The sequence below is a fragment of the Sphaerisporangium viridialbum genome (genome assembly GCF_049674955.1).
Lineage (GTDB): Bacteria > Actinomycetota > Actinomycetes > Streptosporangiales > Streptosporangiaceae > Sphaerisporangium > Sphaerisporangium viridialbum.
The window spans coordinates 7,461,424-7,483,566 of record NZ_CP187232.1; the positions used below are offsets into that span (position 1 = coordinate 7,461,424).

16 protein-coding genes and 1 pseudogene are annotated in these 22,143 nt (G+C 69.7%); 9 read left to right on the plus strand and 8 right to left on the minus strand.

Features of this window, described 5'->3' with window-relative positions; genetic code table 11:
• Nucleotides 1–257 precede the first annotated feature (257 nt).
• The gene (locus ACOZ38_RS33610; RefSeq protein WP_424535080.1) at nucleotides 258–2,312 is read left to right on the plus strand and encodes a tetratricopeptide repeat protein; all 2,055 of its coding nucleotides are present in this window, start codon (nucleotides 258–260) and stop codon (nucleotides 2,310–2,312) included.
• A 226-nt stretch (nucleotides 2,313–2,538) separates the two neighbouring features.
• On the opposite strand, the gene ACOZ38_RS33615 is transcribed toward ACOZ38_RS33610, so the two are convergent.
• Genes ACOZ38_RS33615 through ACOZ38_RS33625 form a run of 3 tightly spaced genes read right to left on the minus strand, consistent with a single transcriptional unit; the run spans nucleotide 2,539 to nucleotide 5,427 of the window.
• Nucleotides 2,539–3,486: a carbohydrate kinase family protein gene (locus ACOZ38_RS33615; RefSeq protein ID WP_424535081.1), complete on the minus strand. Its 948-nt coding sequence runs from the start codon at nucleotides 3,484–3,486 to the stop codon at nucleotides 2,539–2,541.
• Nucleotides 3,483–4,127 carry a hypothetical protein gene (locus ACOZ38_RS33620; protein ID WP_424535082.1) on the minus strand — a complete coding sequence of 215 codons (645 nt, stop codon included), beginning with the start codon at nucleotides 4,125–4,127 and terminating at the stop codon, nucleotides 3,483–3,485. Before ACOZ38_RS33620 ends, ACOZ38_RS33615 begins: the two co-directional genes overlap by 4 nt.
• A 52-nt stretch (nucleotides 4,128–4,179) precedes the next feature.
• The gene (locus ACOZ38_RS33625) at nucleotides 4,180–5,427 is read right to left on the minus strand and encodes a hypothetical protein (protein ID WP_424535083.1); all 1,248 of its coding nucleotides are present in this window, start codon (nucleotides 5,425–5,427) and stop codon (nucleotides 4,180–4,182) included.
• Between the two features lie 321 nt (nucleotides 5,428–5,748).
• Here ACOZ38_RS33625 and ACOZ38_RS33630 point away from each other — a divergent pair, with 321 nt between their 5' ends.
• Nucleotides 5,749–8,892 (plus strand): tetratricopeptide repeat protein, encoded by a 3,144-nt coding sequence (locus tag ACOZ38_RS33630; protein ID WP_424535084.1) that lies wholly within the window; start codon nucleotides 5,749–5,751, stop codon nucleotides 8,890–8,892.
• A gap of 610 nt (nucleotides 8,893–9,502) precedes the next feature.
• Nucleotides 9,503–9,871 carry a hypothetical protein gene (locus ACOZ38_RS33635; protein WP_424535085.1) on the plus strand — a complete coding sequence of 123 codons (369 nt, stop codon included), beginning with the start codon at nucleotides 9,503–9,505 and terminating at the stop codon, nucleotides 9,869–9,871.
• A gap of 75 nt (nucleotides 9,872–9,946) precedes the next feature.
• Here ACOZ38_RS33635 and ACOZ38_RS33640 read toward each other — a convergent pair whose 3' ends face one another.
• Together ACOZ38_RS33640 and ACOZ38_RS33645 are read right to left on the minus strand one after the other, a co-directional pair.
• Nucleotides 9,947–10,615 carry an endonuclease gene (locus ACOZ38_RS33640; RefSeq protein ID WP_424535086.1) on the minus strand — a complete coding sequence of 223 codons (669 nt, stop codon included), beginning with the start codon at nucleotides 10,613–10,615 and terminating at the stop codon, nucleotides 9,947–9,949.
• Between the two features lie 143 nt (nucleotides 10,616–10,758).
• Nucleotides 10,759–11,178, minus strand: coding sequence for a nuclear transport factor 2 family protein (locus ACOZ38_RS33645; RefSeq protein ID WP_424535087.1), 420 nt, complete (start codon nucleotides 11,176–11,178; stop codon nucleotides 10,759–10,761).
• A 223-nt stretch (nucleotides 11,179–11,401) separates the two neighbouring features.
• Between ACOZ38_RS33645 and ACOZ38_RS33650 the strand changes: the two genes are divergently transcribed.
• Nucleotides 11,402–11,977, plus strand: coding sequence for an RDD family protein (locus ACOZ38_RS33650; protein WP_424535088.1), 576 nt, complete (start codon nucleotides 11,402–11,404; stop codon nucleotides 11,975–11,977).
• Nucleotides 11,978–12,083: 106 nt separating this feature from the next.
• A complete protein-coding gene (locus tag ACOZ38_RS33655; RefSeq protein WP_424535089.1) occupies nucleotides 12,084–12,500 on the plus strand; it encodes a CoA-binding protein in 417 nt (138 codons plus the stop codon).
• A 352-nt stretch (nucleotides 12,501–12,852) separates the two neighbouring features.
• Here the strand turns inward: ACOZ38_RS33655 and ACOZ38_RS33660 are convergent, their stop codons facing one another.
• The 3 genes and pseudogenes from ACOZ38_RS33660 to ACOZ38_RS33670 form a co-directional block, all read right to left on the minus strand.
• The gene (locus tag ACOZ38_RS33660) at nucleotides 12,853–16,191 is read right to left on the minus strand and encodes a BTAD domain-containing putative transcriptional regulator (RefSeq protein ID WP_424535090.1); all 3,339 of its coding nucleotides are present in this window, start codon (nucleotides 16,189–16,191) and stop codon (nucleotides 12,853–12,855) included.
• Nucleotides 16,192–16,596: 405 nt separating this feature from the next.
• The gene (locus tag ACOZ38_RS33665; RefSeq protein WP_424535091.1) at nucleotides 16,597–17,223 is read right to left on the minus strand and encodes a hypothetical protein; all 627 of its coding nucleotides are present in this window, start codon (nucleotides 17,221–17,223) and stop codon (nucleotides 16,597–16,599) included.
• A gap of 354 nt (nucleotides 17,224–17,577) precedes the next feature.
• Nucleotides 17,578–17,865, minus strand: a pseudogene (locus tag ACOZ38_RS33670) (VOC family protein); the annotation flags it as partial.
• 299 nt (nucleotides 17,866–18,164) lie between these two features.
• Between ACOZ38_RS33670 and ACOZ38_RS33675 the strand changes: the two are divergent.
• From ACOZ38_RS33675 to ACOZ38_RS33690, 4 genes are all read left to right on the plus strand, one after another.
• Nucleotides 18,165–18,743, plus strand: coding sequence for an RICIN domain-containing protein (locus tag ACOZ38_RS33675; RefSeq protein WP_424535092.1), 579 nt, complete (start codon nucleotides 18,165–18,167; stop codon nucleotides 18,741–18,743).
• 269 nt (nucleotides 18,744–19,012) lie between these two features.
• Nucleotides 19,013–19,369: a hypothetical protein gene (locus tag ACOZ38_RS33680; protein ID WP_424535093.1), complete on the plus strand. Its 357-nt coding sequence runs from the start codon at nucleotides 19,013–19,015 to the stop codon at nucleotides 19,367–19,369.
• Nucleotides 19,370–19,712: 343 nt separating this feature from the next.
• On the plus strand, nucleotides 19,713–19,985 hold the full coding sequence (locus ACOZ38_RS33685) for a hypothetical protein (protein WP_424535094.1): 273 nt from the start codon (nucleotides 19,713–19,715) through the stop codon (nucleotides 19,983–19,985).
• Between the two features lie 424 nt (nucleotides 19,986–20,409).
• Nucleotides 20,410–22,110: a DNA/RNA helicase domain-containing protein gene (locus ACOZ38_RS33690; RefSeq protein WP_424535095.1), complete on the plus strand. Its 1,701-nt coding sequence runs from the start codon at nucleotides 20,410–20,412 to the stop codon at nucleotides 22,108–22,110.
• Nucleotides 22,111–22,143 lie beyond the last annotated feature (33 nt).

A 22,143-nucleotide genomic window follows, 5' to 3' on the forward strand; every position in this document is an offset into this window, starting at 1 on the left:
GGACTGCTGGACGCGGTCGCGATCAGGCCGCTGCGGATGACGTCGCCCTGCGATTGGTTGCAGTGCTCGCCCAATCGCGCGATCGACCTTGACGGGGCGTTAGGGCAGAGCAAGCATAGAAGTCCGTTTCAGTGCCGACAGGTGGACGGTCTTCCACTGGCTCAGGCCATCTCACCAGGCTTCCCCTCCACGATATGGGCAGGGTGTTGAACAGCGGTCCCGGTGACGACGACGCTCTTGACGGTCATCTCAACGACTTGAGCGGATCGGTTCTGGGACCTGTCGTCCAAGCCCGCGACATCCAGGGCGGGATCCACGTGCATCGGGGATCCGCCCCCCTCCCTCGACCATCCCAACTGCCCCCGGGCAACGTCCTGGTGGACCGGGCCGAGATCCTGGCCGTCCTGGACTCCGTACGCTCCGAGGACCGCGGAGCGGGTGTGCCCAAGGTCGCCGTGGTCAGCGGCCCGGCCGGCATCGGCAAGACGGCGGTTGCGCTGCACTGGGCACACCGGGAGCGTTCCACCTTTCCCGACGGCCAGCTCTACGCCGACCTGCGTGGACACGCGGCGGGTGAGCCCATCGAGCCGGCGGAGGTCTTGGGGCGGTTCATCAGGGCGTTCGGCATCGAATCCGAGCGCATCCCCGCGGGGCTGGCGGAGCGTGCGGCGCTCTACCAATCCGTCGTCGGCGAACGTCGACTGGTCGTCGTCCTGGATGACGCCCTCTCGGCCGCCCAGGTCGGTCCGCTGCTTCCCGCCTCGGCGAACAGCATGGCCGTCGTCACCAGCCGCTGGCGGCTGGCGGGGCTGGTCATGCGCGGCGCCCGCGGCGTACAGCTCGAGCGGCTCACCGGCGAGGGAGCGCTGGAGTTGCTGAGACGGAGCCTCGGTGACGACCGGATCGAGCGGGAGCCGGGCGCCGCCCTGGAACTCGTCGAGCTCTGCTCACGTGTCCCGCTGGCGCTGTGCGTGGCCGCCGCTCGGCTCGCGACCAGGCCGAGCTGGGACCTGAACGAGATGGTCGACGCTCTCAGTCATGAGAGGCAGCGCCTCAATGCCCTGTCCGTGGATCAGGACATCACGATTCGGGCCGCCCTGATGCTCTCCTACCGCGGGCTGTCACCACCCGAGGCGGCACGTGTCTACCAGCTGCTCGGGCTCTTCCCGGGCGTGACGTTCGACAGCCGGGCGGCCGCCGCCACGGTCGGACTTTCCCGTACGCGCATCCGGCACCTGCTCGGGGTATTGGTGGATGCCAATCTGCTGGACGACGTCCCCGGTGGAAATTACCGGTTCCACGACCTGACCCTGCTCCACGCGCGTGAGATGGCCGAGCAGGACGAGGTTCAGGCTGTTCGCGACGAGACCGTGCGACGGGCCCTGGACTGGTTCCTGGACACCGCGTTCAACGCGAGCGGGCTCATACTGCCGTATCGGCGCCTGCCCGCGCCGGAACTGGAGTACCCGCCTGCCGAACCTCTCGTCTTCACCCACCCGGACCAGGCCCTGGACTGGCTGGAGAACGAGTTCGGCAACGTGCGAGCGGCCGCGCGAACCGCCTTCGAGCGGAGTTCGTACCGCACGGCGTGGCAGCTCGTCGACCTGCTGTGGCCGCTCTTCCTCTACCGAGGTCACCACGCCGAACGGTTGGCGGTGGACCGGCTGGGGCTGGAGGCGGCGCGAGCGTGCTCCGACGCTGCCGCCGAGGCCAAGATGCTGAACCGTACAGGACTGGCGTTGCGCTCTCTGGGCCGGCTGGAGGAGGCCGCCGATGAGTTCCGCCGGGCGCTGCGCATCTGGCGTCGCCTCGGCGACCGGCAGCGTGTCGCGGGCTCGTCGCGGCGGCTGGGGCTGTTGGAGCGGGACCTCGGCCATCTCGACACCGCGATCGCGCTGTTCGGTGCGGCGCTGGACGGCTATCGCGCGGAAGGGGAGTCCCGCAGGGTCGCTCTCACGTTGTGCGACCTCGGCGAAGCTCTGATCGAGAACGGGCGTGTCGGGGAGGCCGTCGCACCTTTGGCGGACGCGCGGACCCTCCTGGCAGCGGAGGCGGATCCGCACAACCAGGCACGGGTCCTCATCCTGCTCGGCCGTGCGCATACCGGGCACAGCGTGGTCGCGTCCGATCTGCTGGCGCAGGGCCTGCACCTCATGAAGGACATCGGTTCCGCCACCGGTGAGGCGCTGGCGCTCCGGGCGCTGGCGGACCTGGCCCGGTCGGACGGCAGGAGCGAAGACGCACTCCGGTACCAGGAGGAGGAGCGGCAGGCCGTCGCACGGACGCGTACCGCGATGCGGACGACCGAGTAGGCGAGTTCCTCAGGGACCGCCGGACCAGAGCGCGCCGTGATCTTCGAGTCACCTGCCGGACGAGTAGGCGACTTCCTCAGGGAGCGCCGAACCAGGGCGTGTCCCGTGATCTTCGAGTCACTTGCCGGAGGCGCGTGGTCGTGAAACGACGCCAGCCCCGCACCCAGGCGAGAGCGCCGGGCAGCACCGACCCGACGGAGGCCACCTGGGGATACCAGATGCGCTCCTACTCCCCTAGCCGCCCGTCATCCCAGCGCCGGAGGGTGATCCGGGGCGGATACGACTTCTCCAGGTCCGCGAGTTCCATGCCGGTCAGCGACGCCGTCACCGGAAGGCGGTGTCCGATCTTCCAGCCCGCGTACAGCACGGCGATCCGCAGTGCGCGTGCCTCGTCGTGCGTACGCCGCCATACGTGCAGGAAGGTGGCGAACAGCGCGTCGCCCGCCCCCGAGGTGTTGACGACGGCCCGTGGCGCCACCGCCTGCGCGCGGAGCAGCCGCCCGTCCCTGGTGCCCAGTAACGCCCCCTGGGATCCCAGCCCAACGCACACCAGCCGGCATCTCGGATAGCGCTCGAACAGTCGCCGCACCCATAGCTCCGGCGGGCAGGGAAGGGCCTCGTGGCTGCAGAAGATGATCTCGGCCGCCTGGAGCCACGGCCGGTTGTACTCGTCGGTGAGATCCGCGATGAGGTGGACGTCCACCGCGATGGGCACGCCGAGCCGGGCCGCCGGTCCGACCAGCGGCCGGACGAACTTCGCGTTGGTCAGTACGAGCAGGCCCGCATCGCGCGCCGCCGCGCTCATCACCTCGAACGGGTAGGCGACCCCGTTCACCGGCTCGAGGTACGGAAGCCCCAGCCGGCTTCCGTCGGGCGCGACCAGGGCCACTCCCATGGACGATTCCCTGCCGTCGATCACGCCCGGGCCGAGCAGCCCGCCTCGCTCCAGCTCCGCGCGTATCTCCACTCCGGCGGCATCGTGTCCGACCACCGTGCACAGGTGCACGTCCTCCCCGAGCGCGCGGAGGACGCGCGCGATGTGACCCGCCGCCCCGGACACGCCGGCGGCCATCCAGCGTGGCGTGCATTTGGCGGTGTAGCGCAGCGGGAACTCCGGCACGCCCACCGACAGGTAGAAGCTGACGGCACCGGCGACCACGACCTTGCGTGTCACAAGGCCCTCCCCCGCCCGGGATCGATCACCCTGATCTGCGCCCGGCCCGCGACCTCCAGTGACCCCGGCCCGCCCGCGGCCGAGCCGATGTAACGCCCGTGGACCACCGACGCCGTGGCCAGGCATCCCAGAGGTACGCCCGCGACCAGCCACCCGTACAGGAACGACCCGTACATCGCGGCCCCCGGATGACCCGCGCCGGCCACCTCGGCGATCTTCGCGAGCCGCCCGTCCCGCAGTCCGGCCAGGCAACCGCGCCTTCGGCTGCCGGTCGCGACCTCACAGCCCGGATGCCGATCGAGAATGCGCGTCACCCGCTGGGCCGCGAAGGCGTACGGACGCCTCGCCGCCCCCACCACCACGTCCGCGACCTCGCACCACCTCTCTTCCAGACCGTCGTCGAGGCGGACGACGACGTGGACGCCCTCCGAGACGAGCGTGCCCGACGGCATCGCGCAGAAGTTCCGCGCGCCGGTGAAGAGCATCAGGTGAGGTTCGCGGAGCGGTCCCTCACGGGGAATCACCAGGATCGCCGGCGCGCCGGGATCGACCGCCGCCGCTTGCGAGACGGACCTGGTGCGGCTCAGGTGGAGCACGTCCTGGAGCCGGAACAAATGAACGCCGACGACCTTCTCGAACACATCCGCCTCCGTCCGCGGTCACCCGCACAGTGTCGTGACCCGGCCCCGCCGGTCACCTTGGCCGCCCTTCCGGCCGCCTCGCCCGGACGCCGGCGCGGCAGCCCGTACAGCAGGTGGGGACCCTCGCCGCGAAGGGCGGGCAGGCGGGCGAGCCCTCATGCGCAGCCCTCCGGTCAAGGAGGAACGGCACCGCCGCCGGCACGGCCGCGGTGATGGTCGCGGGCTGTTTCAGGCGCAGCAGGCGGTAGATAAGGTGGCGCATGTTGTGGTCGAAGCGACCTGGCGCCGAGGTGATGCGCTCGACCGCGCTCTTGTACCGGTCGCCCTGGGCCTCGGACCGCACCATGGTCAGCTGCTCGTACAGTGACCTGCGCAGGGACAGCCGCGGCGCGACGGCGGCGAGTTCGCCGAACGCGGAGGCCGGATCGATCTCTGATTCGGCGAAGCCGGCGAGCACCACCGGAGCCCCCGTGACGGTCCCGTAAAGGGTCGCCGAACCGTGATCGCCGATGATCAGGTCTGCCGCGGCGAGCACCGATCGCCAGTCCGCCTCGGGCGGCACCAGGCCGAGGCCTTGCCGGAGGCAGTCGGCGAGCCAGGTTTCCACCTGCCGGACGCCATGCCCGAACCAGACATTTGGGTGTAAAAGCACCACGATCCGGAACCGGCGCGAGGGCAGCTCCGAGAGCAATCGAGGCAGCAGGTCAGTACGCCGCCCGAACAGCGACTTCGGACCCCACGTCGAGCTGACCACGACGAGGGTCTGGTCCGGCCTTACCGCCAGCGCTCTGCGGTAGGCGGCGCGATGCGCCATGCTCGCCGTCAGACGATCGTACGAAGGGTCGCCGACCACGGTCGCCGCGGGCACCGCCTCCGGGCACGCCCGGCCGAGCCGGCCGAGTTCGGACCGGTGGGAGAGCACGATCGCGGCCGGGACGACCTCGCCGTCGTGGACCAGCCGTTGCGCGTCGAGCCCGTACGCGACGGAACCGCCGGCGGCGCGAAGCCCATCGCGCCCCCTCACCAGCTTGTTGAAGCCGGCGCCATGCGGCATGACGATCAGCGGCGCGTGGATCTCGTGCACCGCGCCCAGGCTCGCCGCCAGAGCGAGATCGAACCGCTGCCGCGTCGCCTGGTGCCAGGGAAGGCATATCGCGCCCAGACCATCGAGGAACTCGGTCACCCCGTTGCTGAAGACGTCGGGAGCCATCGTGTAGACGACCTGGATCCGTAGATCGGACTCGACGAGTCTCACCGTGTCGAGCAGCCGCTGTCCCGAGGTGACCGTGTGGACCGCCACGAGTACCGCTTTGCAGTTCGGGCGGGTCACCCACCTACGCGCGTCGAGCCCGATCGGAACCCGACACCACTCCTGACCAGACATTGGTTACGCATCCCCCTCGTCGGCCGCCGGCCGTTCAGGCGAGGCCCCCTCGCCCTCCTCGACAGCGTCGGCCACCGGCCTTGCGGAAATCCTTGCGGCGGGCTTGCGTTTTACCGGCGGAACCACATCGAGCAAGGGATGCCTTTACTCCCGGCTACGTCAGGCACTGGATCCATCGCCCGGCCCGTGAAAAAGTACCAGGCAAGGAAATGGCGGCCGTCCCGAGAAGGGGCTCGAATGGAATTTCGCATTCTGGGTCCGGTGGAGCTCTGGTCCCGCGAGCGACGCCATGACCTGGGCTGGGCCAGAGAACGGCTCGTCATGGCGGTCCTGCTCATGACGCCGGGGCGGCCGGTCTCGGCGCAATCGCTCATCGACAGGATGTGGGACGGCAACCCGCCGGAGAAAGCGCGAGCTCATTTACAGACTCACATCGCCCGCCTGCGAAGCCGCCTCCAGGATATCGGCGAAGGAAAAGGCGCCTACCTGCGCCACATTTCCGGGACGTACATATTGGAAACGGACGTCGAAAAAATCGATTATCACCGGTTCCGCAGACTGCGCGCGGAAGCCCGGGCATCGGCGGCGAGCGGCGAGACCGATCACGCCCTTTCGCTCTACCAGGAAGCGGCGAACCTGTGGCGCGGCGAACCACTGGCAGGTCTGCAGGGTGCCTGGGCCGGCATCACGCGCAAGAACCTCGAAGACGAGATGCTCGGCGGCACCATCGAGCGCATCACCCTCGAACTCGGCTGCGGAGACCACACCCGGCTGATCGCGGAACTGTCCGAACTGGTCACCCGCTTCCCCTTCGACGAGAAGCTCGTCGAGCTTCTCATGCGGGCGCTGTACGTCAGCGGGCGCCAGGCGGACGCGCTGGCGGCCTACCGGCAAGCACGGAAACGACTCGTCGACGAGCTCGGCACCGGGGCGAGCCCCGCCCTGCAGGAACTGCATCAGCGCATCCTCCGTCGCGACCCCGGGCTCCTGCCCGAAGCCCGGGCGCGAACGACCACCGAGAATCCCCCTCCCAACGACCTGCCGCGCGATGTCCCCACCTTCACCGGCAGGACGGCCGAACTCGCCTTCCTGACCTCCGACAGGGTGCTCGGAGACGCGGCGGTGCCCGTGCTGGCCATCGACGGCATGGCGGGGGTCGGCAAGACCGCCTTCGCCGTGCACCTGGCGCACCGTCTCGCCGCCCGGTACCCCGACGGCCGGCTCTATCTCGACCTGCACGGTCACCACGCCCACCAGGAGGCGGTCGAGCCGGCCGCCGCCCTTGACCGGCTGCTCCACCGCCTCGGCGTGTCCGGACGCGAGATCCCCGAGGAACTGGACGCGCGCGCCGGGCTGTGGCGCGAGGAACTGGCCGGACGCAGAGTCCTCATCGTGCTGGACGACGCGACAGGGCACCAGCAGATCCGCCACCTTCTGCCCGGCGTGCCCGGCTGCCTGGTCATCGTCACCAGCAGGCGGAGGCTGGCCGGCCTGGAGGGCGTCGAGTCGCTCTCCCTGGACGTTCTTCCGCCGGAAGACGCCGCCACGCTGCTCCATCGTGCCGCCGGCGCACGTCGCGCGCTCGAAGCCGAGCACGTCGCCACGGTGACGCGGCTATGCGGCCACCTCCCGCTCGCGATCCAGCTGGTCGGCGGCAGGCTCCGGCATCGCCCCGCGTGGACCGTCGCGGATCTGGCGGAACGGCTGGGACGCGACAACCGGCGCCTGGCCGAGATCAGAGCCGAGAACCGTGAGATCACCGCCGCGTTCCAGCTTTCCTACCAAGACCTCACCGAAGCTCAGCAGCGGGCGTTCGTCCGGTTCGGGCTCTATCCGGGGGCGGAACTGACCGCCTACTGCGCGGCGGCGCTGCTGGAATCGCCGCTCGCCGACGCGGAGAGTCTCCTCGACGATCTCCTGGACCATCATCTGATCGCCGAACCGCGACGCGGCCGCTATCGCTTCCACGACCTCATCCGTGACTACGCCGTCTCGCTCTCCCATCAAGAGCCGGAAAGCGAGCGTACGGCCCCTCTGCGACGCCTCCTCGACTATCAGCTCGTCCTGGCGGACCGGGCGGACCGGCTCCTGTACCCGCACCGCGTGCGCATCCCCGTCGAGGTGGACGTCCCACCGCGGACATCACCCGATATCGCGACCGCCGGCCAGGCCATGAAGTGGCTGAGCACCGAACTGGACGAGCTCCTGCGGCTGACCCGCCATGCCGCGGACCACGGCTGGACGCGGCACGCCGCGATGTTCCCGCACGTGCTGAGCCGCCACCTCAGCTTCTGGGGACACTGGGCGGATGCCGTTCGCGTTCACGCGAGCGCGGTCGAGGCATGGCGCCGATCGGGCGACCGGCCGGGCGCCGCACGCGCCATGAGCGATCTCAGCGAGGCACTATGGCGTGAAGGCCGGCTCGACGAATGTCTAGAGGTGGCGGCTCAGGCTCTGCGCGTCCAGCGCGCGCTGGACGACCATCACGGTGTCGCAGAACTCCTCGACCAGAGCGGCCGAGCACATTGGCACCGCTCGGAATTCGATGTGGCGCTGGGATATTTCGAGCAGGCACTCGACATCCGAAGAGCGATCGACGACCGCCACGGCCAGGCTGCCAGCCTGAACCACATCGCCGGCATCGCCTGCGACAAAGGAGACTACCGAGGAGCGTTCGACCGCTTGCGGCAGGTTCTCGCACTTTATGAGGAGGGCGGCGACCTCCGGGGCCGTCAGGTGGCGTTGAACAATATCGGCGAACTCGAAGCACACCTCGGGAATCACGCCACGGCACTGGGACACTACGAGCAGGCGGCCGCTCTCGCGCCCGAGACGGGGCCCAAGGACAGGGCGACCCTGCTGCACAACACGGCCAACGCACTACAGCATCTCGGCCGTCACGGAGAAGCGCTGGAACGCTACCAGAACGCCTTGCACCTCTACCGCGACATAGGCGACCGCCGATCTGAAGCGCACACGCTCAACAGCATCGGCTCCTGTTATGCGAGTGTGGGTCACGATGTGCAGGCACTCATTCATCACCAGAAGGCCCTGCACCTCTCAACAGAGCTTTCGGAGCGTCAGCAACAAGCGCGTGCCCTCCTGGGCATCGGCGACGCCCATCAGCGTGCGCGTCGCCACGAGACCTCCCTGGAGTTCTACGACAGAGCGGTGGGGGTCGCACGCGGGATCGGCGATGTCCACCAGGAAGCCCAGACCTTGGACCGGATGGGCACTGCGCTCCACCAGACCGGCCACCCTGCCCACGCCCGGCGGAACTGGGAGCAGGCGCTGGAACTGTATGAGCGTGTGGGGGTGGTCCCCGAGGCGCAGAGCCTCCGGGCTCGCTTGCGCGGGCTGCCGAAGGTGGCGGATTCGTAAGAACGGTGACTCAGCGCTGAAAGCTCGCATCGCTCTCGCACCAGTCACCGCACGGGACAAATCCGTACAGTTCACAGCCCATTTCCCACCCTCCGACATGTACGCATAAGATCCGGATGGTAGCGCTTCGCGCACTGGACCCCCTAAAATCGGTCTGCGTCGATCCGACAATGAGGTCGGTCGTAATACAGCACACCATCGATGAGGAACCACGTGAAAGTGAAAGCGGCCTACGCACTGAAAGCAGCGCTGCTGTCGGGGGCCTACATATGGATGACGTACGTGGCACCGATGCTGCCAAGTACGTCATTGGGTGGCGTCTCCTAGACGACACGAAATGACACCAGAAAAATGAGGAGGGCCGACCGGCCCTCCTCCGATCATATTGGCACCGGTTCGATTACCCGCGCCGACCTGGAGGAATACCCACCACCCGTCACGCCCGCTCCACCGCCGCATTCGGCGGGGCGCCATCGCGCTTCATCCCGGTCTCGCTTACCTTTACCAGAGGGCTCCACAACAAGACCGGCTCACCTCTCGCCGCAGGCCCTCCTGCGGTCCCCGCCCTTCACAGTCAAGGCTTGACCGACGATCGTCGCAGGGAGGCTCGATGGACCCCACCACACTCACCGCGATCATGTCCGCGCTGATCGGTGGCGCGGCGGGCGAAGCCGGCAAGAGCGCCTGGGCTTCGCTGACCACGCTCGTACGGCAGCGGTTCGGGAGTGACTCGACAGCGGTCGCGGCGCTGGAACGACCCGATTCCGGCAAGCCCGACCAGGTCGCCGGAATCCTCGTCGACCTGGCGGCCGCAGATCCCGAGTTCGGGAAAGAACTCCACCGATGGACGACCGAGGCCACGCGCGTCATCCAGCAGAAGCGTGACGTGTCCAACACGATAAGCGGTGAAGCCCGGATCTCCGGGCCGGTCGTCCAGGCCGGCGACGTCCACGGCTCGATCAACTTCGGCAAGTCGTAGCATCGAACCCGCCGAGGTGACGGCCCCATAGGTAGGTCCCCGACGAAGCCACCACCGAGCTCCCATCGACTCGTTCTACGACTCGTTTTGCGACTCGGCGGCGGGCTTCACCGTCTCGGCCGCCTGCTTGCTGAGCGAGACCCGGACCAGCGCGGCGGCGAGCCGGGCCAGATCCTCACCCGAGCCGGCCAGATCCGCCAGCGCGTCCACGCTGTGCGGCAGTCCGAGCCGCCGGGCACCTTCCAGAACACGCTTGTCGAAGTACGGGGCTACCTGCGGCCACACCGCCTGGACCTCGCGCAGGTAGATGTCGGCGCCCACCGGGCCGATGCCGGGGAACTCGGTCAGCAGGTCGTGGGTGCGCTTGGCGTCCCCCTTCGCCTCGTCGCGCAGCCGGCGGAGGTCACCCGCCCACCTCTCCCGCAGCAGGCAGGCCCCCTCACCGAGCTGGGTGGCGGTACGCTCGTCGTACCTGCGGTAATGACCACGCCCCAGGGCGTCCACCCGTGCCTGCCAATCGGCCTGCTCCATGGCCTCCGGCGTACGCAAGCCCGCTGCGAACAACTCCCGCGCGGCTGCTATCGCGATCTCCGCCGAGATGCGGGCGCTCAGCAGGGTGCCCAGGACCAGAACCTGGTACAGCGGTCCGGGCTTGTCGGCGAGGCGGATCCCCGCTTCGGTCGCGTAGGTGCGGCCGTGCTCCTCGAGCAACGCCCCCACCACTGCCTTTTCCGACGAACCCATGCCGTCTTGCTACCCGGCGGCGCCGGCGTACTCACTCTGTACGACACCTGAAAGTTCCTCGCGGACTGCTCAGCGAGGTCCGGCACGGATCGACCCAGCCAGTGGGTTCCCTCATGGGGCGACCGCTCGACCTGCCCCTGCGATCACGCTTTGGCGCTGAGGGCCCGCGCGACCGTGAGGCTGTCCTCGTAGATGTGGTAGCGGGTGACGAACCCGTCTTCGACGGTGAGGTGCAGCGCGAACGGCGAGGTGTACGCGGCGCCGTCCCGCACCGTCTGCACGATCTCCCCGAGCACGACGGCGTGCGTCCCGTCGACCAGGATCCGCGTCACCGACGTGCCGTTCAGTTCGGGCACGTGATGGGCCTCCAGCGACCGGAAATGGTCGGCCACATCGGCCCGGCTGGACCGGGGCCGAATCCACGGCACCGCTGGATGCCCCTCGGCCGGCCAGTCGAGCCGCCAGTCGATCGGCTCGGCGAACAACTCCGCCGTACGGCCGTGATCGCCCTCGGCCATCCGGCGCAACAGTTCTTCCACGACGTCACGGGTGTCGCTGCTCATGTCGCAAGCATCTCGGGTCCGGTCGCGGCCCGTCGATTACCTGCGAGGTAACGGGCCTTGCCCGGACCGCTCATTCGATCGAAGCGGGCGCGGGATCCCCGTGCACCGTGCCGGTTCCGAAGGTCTCCCACGTGCCAAGCTGGTGCAATACGGTCGACGGGCCGACGAAGAAGCAGGCGACGCCGCACTCGTACCGCGGCCTCATATCGATGTAAGGGCCGCCATGTCATCCATCACACAGACCAGGCGAGAGTCGTTGGCGCTCGCATGGCGTCGCATCACCGCGTGGTCGATCGACTGGCTGTGGATCCTCGTCCTTCCGGTGCTCCTGCTCCCCATCGGCGTGATCCTCTATCGGACAGGGGTCCGTCTGCCCACCGCGGCGTGGAACGTCCTCTCCTTCGTCATCCTGGTCGCACCGGTGACCCTCTGGGCCGCCTGGCGCGAGTCCGGCCGCTTTCAGGCCACCCCAGGGAAGCGGGTGCGCGGGCTGGTCGTGGTCGGCGCGCGCTCCATGCGACCGGCCGGTTTCGGCCGCGCGCTGCTGCGCAACTCCCTCAAGATCGCTCTGCCCTGGGAGCTCGGGCACACCGTCGCATTCGCGTTCGCCACCGCGTCCGCCGAACGGATCCCCGGGTACGTGATGGTGCTGACCATCCTGGTCTACATGATCATGTTCGGCTGGCTCGGCACTCTGTTCCTGCCCTCCGCCCGGACGCCGTACGACCTCCTCAGCGGAACCCGGGTGATCCCGCGACCCTCCCCCGGCGGGCAACCGACCGGCCCGGCACAGCCGTAAGGCGGACCTTCCGGCACGGCGAGCGGCGAACCCGCGGCCGGCCAGAATTCCTCTCCGTGCTCGCTCCGCGGGAAGCCCCGGGGTACCGATCGTGTTGATGGAACACATGGACGATCGTTTCGCGGACGAGGGTGTCATCAAGCGACTGCTCGAGAATTCGGGGACATGGGCGTTCGTCGGGCTCGGCGACGACCCGCACCGTACGGTCTACGACCAGGCACGCCTGCTCCAGGCGAGAGGCAAGCGGATCATCCCGGTCCACCCGGCCGCCAAGACCGTCCTGGACGAGCCGGGATACGCGTCTCTGGCCGAGGTGCCGGTCAAGGTGGACGTCGTCGGTGTGTACCGGCGATCCGAGTACGCCGGGCAGGCGGTGGACGAGGCCATCACGGCGGGCGCCGGCGGGGTCTGGCTGCCGCTCGGGGTGATCGACGAGGCCGCCGCTCAGCGTGCCCTCGACGCCGGACTCGACGTCGTCATGGACCGCTGCCCAGGCGTCGAGTGGGCACTGCGCCGGAGCTGAGCGCCCTGCGTATTCCTGCTGCTGCTCGGCATTCAGCGCCCTGCGTGTTCCTGCTGCTGCTCGGCATTCCCGGCGGTGCGCCCAACCCATTCCGGCCTCGTACTGTTCTTCATAGGCGCAATCAGCGCCCACCTGCGCGCCCGCGTCTACCCTGCGTTCAACAGATCACGAGGGTTTCCAGGCGAGCTTGCGGCACAGCAGCGCGTCCGGTGTTCTCCTGGATCCGAGGCGACTGGTGTAGGCGATGCCTGCCGCGTACTCGTCGTTCGCACACTGCCCCTTGTAGTTCCCGTAGGCGAAGTCTCCCCCACTGGCGGCAGAGGGGCGGTTGTCGCCACGGTCGAACCAGCCGTCAGGGCCGGACCGCGGCGAGTGCCTGGCTGGCCTGGTCCTGCCAGTGTGGTGAGCCGAGCCGCCTCGCGACGTCGGCGGCCGTGGCGTAGTGGTCCGCGGCCCGGGCGGGGTCGCCCAGGAACTCGGCCAGCCGCCCGAGGGTGAGGCCGGCCGGGCCGAGCGTCATCGAGACGGTCTGCAGGCCGATCATCTCTCCCTCGGCCGGCAGGAGCAGGCGGTAGCACTCCTCGGCCACCTCGCGGCACGCCAGGGCCATCGCGTTGCCCGCGCGGAGCGCCAGGTTGATCCGCAGGAAGATGTCCCGTCTCGGTGCGCGGTGCGCCGGCCAGGCGGACCGGGCGTCGTCCAGGCGCCCGGCGGCGACCAGCGCGCTGACGTAGAACTCGTCGATCGCCCCCGGCACGCGATGGTGCGTGGCGGCGAACTCGGCCACCGACTCGTGAGCCCGGCCGCACGCGAGGCGTGCCGCGAATCTGCTCATGCTGCCGTAGATGGCGGCGTTGGATCCTCCGGCCTCGCCCATCCGGTCGGCAAGGGCCGTGTAGGCCGCCTCGGCCTGCTCGAACTCGCCGTCCAGCAGGAGGCGGAGGGCGTCGAGGTGCGCGATGGCCACCAGGGCGAGGCCGAGCTGGCCGCTTGTGGAGTATTCCACCGCCCGTCCGGCGTGCCGCTGGGCCGAGGCCCAGTCGTTGCGGCCGAGCGCGACATTGCACAGAGCGTAGTGCCCGAGCGTCTGGTAGCCGAGCAGGCCGCCGCGGGCGGAGACCGCCAGCAGCTCCTGCCCGAGTGCCTCCAGTTCGTCTGGGTGGCCGGGCACGAACGCCACCCAGTAGCGCGCGTTGAGCGCCAGGCACAGCAACCGGGGGTCGCCGGCGGCGCGGGCGATCTCGACGGCTTCGGCGCTCGCGCTCTCCGTGAGCTCGTCGTCATGGCCCACCGACTCCTGGGCCAGGGCGGCCAGCAGCCGGCACCGTAGCTCGCCCGTCGCGGCGGGCAGGCAGCTCCGGATCGCGTCCACCAGGTCGGCGTCCCCGGTGAGGTCGGTCTGCGAGATCCAGACCGCGGGCGCGTCGTTGGCCACCGCGGCGCGGGCGATCGCGGCGGGGTCGCCGAGCCTGCGGGCGACGGCCAGCGCCTGCCTGCGGTCGGTCGCCGCCCGCATCAGGTCGCCCGCGCTCGCCCGCGCGGAGACCAGACGGCACAGCAGATCCAGCCGGATGTCGTCCACGGGCTCGGTTCCGAGGTCGAGGGCGTCAAGGGCGCCCTCCAGCAGGGTCACCGCCTCCCGGTGGGCGTAGACGCCGGACGCCTGAGCCGCCGCTCTTCCCGCGTACTCGGCGGCCGCACCTGCCGTGGCCGCCGTGGCGGCGGCCAGCGCGTGGTAGCCGAGCGCGCCGACGTCGCCCGGCCGCACCCGCTCCAGCGCGGCGAGGACGCGCGCGTGCAGCCGGGTGCGGCGCAGCCGGGAGACGTCCTCGTAGAGGGTCTCGCGGACCAGGACGTGCGTGAAGCGGACCCGGCCGGGGCTCGGCTCGGTGAGCAGCCCGGCGAGCACGCCTGCCTCCAAGCCCGCTAGCACGGTCTCCTCGTCGGCGTCCTGGACGGCCACCAGCACGTCGACGTCGGCGTCCCGGCCCATCACGGCGGAGTTGCGCAGGGTGGTCTGCGCCGTCGCCGGGAGGCGGGCGATCCGCCTGCGGATGAGATCGCGGACGCCGGGCGGCAGCGAGTGAGCCGCCGACGCTCCCTCGGTGGCGAGTAGCCGGGCGGTCTCGGCCACGAACAGAGGGTTGCCGCCGGTTCGTTCGGTGACCGTCCGGGTGGTGTCGGCGTCCACCTCCATGCCGGACCGTTCCAGCAGCAGGCGGTGGACGTCGTCCTCGCCGAGTCCCTGCAGGGTCACGTCCTCCGCGGCCTGGACGGCCAGGGCGGCCCTGGCCGCGACCAGGTCGTCGCTCGCTTCGGCGGGCCGATGCGTGAGGAGCACCAGCACCGGGATGTCCGCCAGCCTGGCAGCCAGGTGACGCAGCAGCTGGAGAGTCGCGTCATCGGCGCGGTGCACATCCTCGAGCACGAGCAGCAGCGGTCCCGGCGCGGTCTCCAGGTAGTCCCCCACGGCCTGTGCCAGCCAGAACTGGCCGACCTGGGGAGAGTCCGCCGTCAACAGGGGCCCGAGCCGTGCTTCGAGCTCGCGGGACGGGGGCTGTACGACGAACAGGCTGCGGAGGACCTCGCGCCACGCCCACGCGGGTGGCACCCCGCCGAGGGTCTCCGGGCACCGGCCGACCGCGACCTGCCAGCCCTCGTCGCCGAGCTGCCGCAGCAGCGCGTCGGCCAGCGTGCTCTTACCGGCTCCAGGATCTCCGCCGAGCCATGCCACCCGGAACCCGCGCTCGGCCTCCCCGGCGGCGGACGCCAGGCGGCCGAGCTCCACCGTACGGCCGATCATCTGAGACGGCGGCGCGGCAGGCGGCCCGGCAGGCGGCCCGGCAGGCGGCCCGGCCGGGGGCGCGGCCGGGGGCGCGGCCGGGGGCGCAGTGAGGCGGGCAGGGGCAGAGCCGGCCTCCGGCACGCCCAGGGCGTCGCTGTGTGTGAGGATGTCGACTTCGAGACCCCGCAAGGCGGGCCCGAGGTCCACCCCCAGCTCGTCGGCGAGCATGGCCCGGGTCGTGCGCAGCGCCGCCAGGGCCTCGGCCTGCCGCCCCGAGCGGTAGTAGGCGAGCGCGAGAAGCCGCACCGCGTTCTCGCGCAGCGGGTGGGCCGCGACATGCCGTTCCAGCTCGGGCACGATCTCCGCATGGCAGCCGAGCGCGAGTCCCGCTTCCGCGCGGTACTCGACCGCCATGACCCTCAGCGCTGCCAGCCGGGACGCCTCGGGAGCCGCCCAGTCCTCGTCGGCGAACTCGGCGAAGGCGGGGCCTCTCCAGAGCGACAGGGCGGTGTCGACCGTGTGCAGCGCCTTGGCCGGCTCTCCGTCGTTGAGGAAGGCCACCGCCGCGTTCATGAGCCGGGGGAACCGCCACGCGTCGACGGCTTCGGTGTCGAGCTGCAGCAGGTATCCGGGCGGGGCGCTCACCAGTACGGTGGCCGGGGTCCGCGGTGCCCGGTCCGGCTCCAGGACGCGGCGCAGGTTGGATACGTAGACCTGCAGCGCGCCCAGAGCCTTCGGCGGGGGCCGGCCCTGCCACAGATCGTCGAGGAATCGGTCCGTCGAGACCACGTGCCCGCCGGCGCACACCAGTCTCGCGATCACCGCCCGCTGGAGCGGTGGGCCCAGATCTACCGGACGCCCTGCCACCTCGGCCGAGAACTGCCCCAGAACCCGCAAGCGCACCATGTCCAGAGCAGCATAGGGTTCACTCCTCCCGTCGGCATATAGGAGGGTGAAAGCCGGCAACGCCGCGGGTGTCGCGCTTCTCCGCCGTCACAGCCGAGCAGTCGGACCGAGCCGGTCCGACCTCGAGTCGTCAGCGAGATCGGTCCTGCTCGTCCGGCTGGTCACCGGCGCCGCTCGACTCGGGTCATGCGCTTGAGCCGGCTCCGCTCGGGTCATGCGCTTGAGTCGGCTCCGCTCGGGTCATGCGCTTGAGTCGGCTCCGCTCGGGTCATGCGCTTGAGTCGGCTCCGCTCGGGTCAGGCGCGCTGAGCCCGCCCCGCCGGCGGCGACGCCACCAGGCCGGCGCCCGGCGGGCTCCAGTTCCGGCGAGAGTGGAACCCCGGCCGGGCGGGCGGCCAAGCCCGGCTACCTCGAGCACACCCAGTCGAACCTGATCCACTCGGTCACAGACGGGTGGGTGGTGACCGGATAGCTGCTGCGGAACGTCAGTTCGATCTTCTGCGGGAATCCGATCGGGGTCACGTGAGGGACGCCGGCCACGGCTTCGAAGTCGGGCGTCACGTAGTAGAACACCTTGGTGTCGCCCTGAACGGCCGTACCCGTGTCGAAGTACGGGTAGCCCGACGGGCAGCTGATCGAGGTGTTGAGCGGGTTCGTATCGGTCGACCTCACCCAGGCGTTGTTCCACCTCGGGTACGTCGTCGCGGTCGTCGAGCAGCTGTAGACGGCCGTCACCGTCGCCTCCTCGGTGCCGGTGTTCGTCGCGGTCACCACCCAGCCGTCGCCGGCGGCGTCCCGCCGGATCTGCTTCGTCACCGCCACGCCGGTGCCGTACTCCGCGCGGAATCCGGTCCGCGCGAGATAGGGGGCGCCCGCGGGGCACGTCTGGGTGGCCGTCACGGTCGCACCGGGGGAGACCTGGAAGGCGTGCCTCCACTGCGTGTCGGCGGCCGATGCGGACGGCGCGGTGCAGACCAGGCCGGCGACGGCGAGCGCCGCCGCTCCTGCGGCAGCCGATCTGGACAGCTTCATGGGATGTTCCTCCGTCGAAATGTTCCGGACACGAGTCGTCCGGGGATGGTCGGGACCTGTGACCCGAGCAGCCGGGGATCCGCCCGAGCCATCCGGGTATCGGGCGTTTCCGCTGCTCTCTCGGTTCTCCAGAAGAGTGCCCGGCGGTACTTCGCAGCGGCTTGGCGGCGACTTAACGGACCCACCAGTCGGTGGCGGCGCTCCGGCCGGTTTCCGAATGGTGGACAGGCCCCGTAAGCCTGGGCGGCGGTGACGCCGTCGAAGGCCCGCGTCAGGGTGGCCGCGTCGGTGAGGTCGCCGGCGACGACCTCCACGCTTCCGGCAGGCGGGCCCTGGGGTCATGGCGGCGGCAGGCTCTCCCGGAGAGAACCCCGCCTCCCTCGCCTTCGCCACTCGCTTGTGGAGTTCGCCTGGCTCGACTGCGAGAGCCCAGCCCACCGGTGCCGGCGCGGCCGGCTCGTCGATCCTTCGGGTCCCGAAGGGACGGGCCCGACCGGAAGCCGGCTGGTCAGGATCGGGGGCGATGATCTCCAGATAAGCCCGCCCGCCGAGGCCGAGCAGAAAGTTGCGCGTGCCCAGTCCCGGATGCGGCCCGCCCTCGACCGACCGCACACCGGCCAGCGCCGGGATCCGCGACACCGCCGCCGGTGGGTCCGACTCGCGTAAACGAGGTGGTCCAGAGCCGGATCAATCACCGCATACTCTCCATGGCCGACGAACGACGGACTCGCGCTTGAGCCCGGACCCCTCTCTGCCCGAGTACGGTCGGCCCGACGTGTGGAGCGGCATCGGCCTGCCGCCCTTTCTCGCTTGAGTAGGGGCCTACTCATGTGCCGCTCCGCGGTTCTCGGCAACCGTTGGCATTGCAGGCAGGCTCGCTAAGCCATACCAATCCGCCTGTCCGGGACGAACCGGGAACAGCGCGACACGAGGAGCATCACATGGATCGTTCCATCCGCCCCCTGCTCAGCATCGCCGCCGCCTTCGCCGTCGCCGCGCTGGGCGTGCCCGCCGCCTCCCCCGCCAGCGCGGATACGGCCGCGCTCTCGAAAGCCGCGGCACGCACGCACCTCGGGCCGACCAACACGTTCATGCTCACGAACGTGCAAACAGGCAAGTGCCTGACCATCGCAGGCGGAGTCAGCACCGCCAACAACGTCACGGCCCTCCAGTTCACCTGCGACACCGACCCCTCCCGCCGCTGGAGGGTCACCGACGTCACCGGGACGGGCCTCTACCAGATCAGAAACGTCCAGACCGGCAAGTGCCTCACCATCGCCGGCGGCGTGAGCACCGCCAACAACGTCACCGCCCTCCAGTTCACCTGCGACACCGACCCCTCCCGCCGCTGGAGGGTCACCGACGTCACCGGGACGGGCCTCTACCAGATCAGAAACGTCCAGACCGCCAAGTGCCTCACCATCGCAGGCGGAGTCAGCACCGCCAACAACGTCGAGGCCCTTCAGTTCACCTGCGACACCCACCCCTCCCGCCGCTGGACACTCAGGCTCGTAGGCTGATCATCGATCAGGAGACGAAGTACCCGGCCGAAACGGGGGCGGTTCAGACGAGAGTTTCCCCCTGCCGTCCACGGCGGGCGAGGCGTCGACGCCTCACCCGGCCGTGGCATCACGATCCGCGCGTCGCGTGCCTTCGCCTCCCGCCACAGCGGGTCGGTGCACCCGCGGCGCGACCTCTGTTTCGGAACATGGCGCACGGCGGTTGAAGCGCCAGCGTGTTCCGGTAGCGCCCAGAAGCGATCTGAAGTAGTTCAGATAGCACGAAAATCATGGCGACGAAGAGCTTTCCCTACAGCGCCTTCTTGCGTGGGCCGTCCCAGGTGCTGCCCTCCCTCGATGACGCCGACGTCATGCTGGAGCGCAGGGACGAGAATAACCTCGTGCTGATGCGGGCCGCGCGTTTCGAAGCCGGCGCGGCCACGCTGCGCATCGCGGCCCGCGCGCTGGCGATCCTCGCCCGGCGTAACAGCGATCTCGCCGAGGAGGTGCTGGCCGAGGAGCTGCCGTGGACGACATGGCTGCCCGAGACCGAGCGGCACACCTGCGTGCGTGAGCTGCTTGGACACCTGCTGGCCGGGGCGGATACGGGCGAGCTGGTGCCCTTCAGCCGGGCGCTGGTCTCCTAGCGGTCCACCGCTGTCGCGTGGAGTCACCCGCAGCTCGCACAGGATCTCCAGGGTCTGTTCCCCGGGGATGGCGCGGAGGTTCCACGGCCTCTCGGCGAGTCGGCGTGACCGGCCGGGGAAACGAGGTGCCCCGCCCCAAGCCTTGTGTCGTACGATTCGCCGACCGCAGAGCACGCCACGTGGACAGCCGCCAGCATCCCCGAGAGGCGGCCTCGGCACAGTCAAGGTAGGCGGCGAGTCGCTGGAGCAGCGGCAGTACGAAGCGACTTCAGGCGGTCAGATCTGCAGCGACCGCCCGGACGCCGCTCCCCAGGATGCCGCCAACCTGCGGACGCTGGTCTCGATGGCCGCGGCGCCGCTCGAGCGGAGGCTGGAGACCGACACCCGGCCGCTGCTGATCGTCGAGGCCGCCCCGCTGGCACGCTACGACCGGCTGGCCGTGCTGGAACGACTTGCGGACCAGGCGACGGCCCGCCCCGCCGCCCGGTGGCTGCTCCTTCCAGTCGAGCAGGACGGCGCTCCATCCATCGACGGCCGACCCGCACCGGGCGCCCTCGGTGCTATCCGGCTCTCCACGACGTGGATCACTCAGGTGCGCGACGTCGCGGTCTCCTGATTCGAACGTGGCCGCGGCGTCAGCGGGGTCGGGCCTCAAGGCCCAATAGATCACTGCGGTCTGGAGTCCAGCCACGTTGACCTGGGACAACGGCCCTGGCGGTACGACCGCGAACGAGGCGCCCGCTCACTCGTCCGGCACCAAAGGGATGAGGCTTCCATACCCATCCTGAACTTCCGGCTCCTCTGCCGCCACCGCAGCGTCAGTGGGTGCTGGTATAGATCACGACATGGAGGTATTTAGGGGAACAGTCACGGAGGCCGCACAAAAGGTCCGCGATCCGGGGTTCTTCGCGGCCTGTGCCCGACGGTTTGCCGCCGCTCACGGTTCGGCTCCGGGAGACCAGGAACAGATCAGCTGGGAGCATAGTTGGCCGGCCCTCCTTGATGGGCTCATCGCCGCCGGCCTGGGTGAGCTCCAGATATTGCTGGAGTACCGGCTACCGGCGACGGACGAGCGGGTCGACGCACTCGTGCTGGGCCAACGCGCCGGAGCCGCGGCGCTGACGGCGGTGGTCGTAGAACTGAAGCAGTGGACGAATGCGGCTCCCCTTCCAACCGACCGCTTGTCGGTCAAGGTCAGCGGGAGAATAGTCCTGCATCCGGCACGCCAGGTCGGCGGCTACGTGCACTACCTCGACCACTGGGTGCCCGACTCGATCAAGCTCCTGACGAGAGGTGTAGTTGTTCTGCACAACGCGTCCCCCGAGGTCGTGGCGAACCTGCGCCACGTCGTCGCGGGCGGGGCCAGTTCGCAGTATCAGATACTCGGGCGCAACGACCTCGATGCGGGGACGCCGGCCCGCGTACTCGCTGAACGACTCGGATGCGACGACCTGGGACCGGCACCGGACAGCCTCATAGAGCAGTTCCTCAAAGTGCAACACAGACCGTTACCGAAGCTCCTGTCCCGTGTCGCCGACGCCATCGACGGGGACGGGGACGGTGGTTTCGCCCTCATCGGTGACCAGGACACCGCCCGCCTGGAAATCCTGAAAGCCGTCTCCATGGCCCGGCAAGGGGGGCCGGGCCACATCGTCGTGGTCACCGGCGGCCCCGGCACCGGTAAGACCGCGATCGCCGTCCGCATGTTCGGTGAACTGTGCCGGCGGGCAAACGCCAACCCGCGCCTGCTGTCCCCCTCAGGCACGCTGACCCGCCAGCTCACCCGTGCGATCGGCGACGCGGCCAGAGGCTTGATCACGACGTTCACCGACAGCCTGCCCGCCGGTCTGTCCAAGGACAGCATCATCCTGCTCGACGAAGCCCATCGCGTGCGTACTTTCCCCGACCGGCATCCCGGCCGTCCCACCATCCTCGAACACCTCATCCGCCGATGCGGCGTCACCGTCCTGTTCCTCGATGAGCGTCAGATCGTCCGCCCTACCGAGGGCGTCACTCTGGAGGAACTCAGGGGCCTGGCGGCAAGCAACGACCTGACCTTCGCCCACATCGATCTCACCACGCAGTTCCGCTGCAGCGGCTCCCAGCGGTACCTGCGCTGGATCGACACCCTCTTCACCGAGCACGGCGCACCCCCGTCCTGGCAGGGCCAGGACTACGACCTCGGCCTCGCCGACAACCCTCGGCAACTCGAAGACTGGATGACCTCCCAAATCCAACTCGGCCACGGCGCCCGTATCACCGCCGGGTTCTGCTGGCCCTGGGATTCCCCTTCAAAGCCGCCTCTGTGGCCGGAGGTGAGCATCGACTGGACGGACGAGCAGGGAACCCAGCGCTGGCAGCGCGCCTGGAACTCCCGCGTGAACCAAGCCATCGGCGATGAGGCCGACATCCCGGGGCGCCCGTTCTGGGCCACCGATGTAGGCGGCGACCAGCAGGTCGGCTGTGTCTACACCGCGCAGGGCATGGAATACGACTACGGAGGTGTCATCATCGGCGACGACCTCATCCGCACCTCATCAGGCTGGCAGGGCCTGCCTGCCAAAAGTCATGACTCCGCCTTACGCGACCTGCCCCCCGAGCGGTACCTCTCTTACGTCCTCAACGTCTACCGTGTCCTCGCGACACGCGGCACGCGCGGAACCCGCCTGTACTCCACCGACCCCGCCACCCAGCGCTACCTTCGCGACCTCTTTCCTGACCCCGGCGGTAATCCGGGGTGACCACCAGGTGGCACGGGAAGAAGCGCCGGGCGT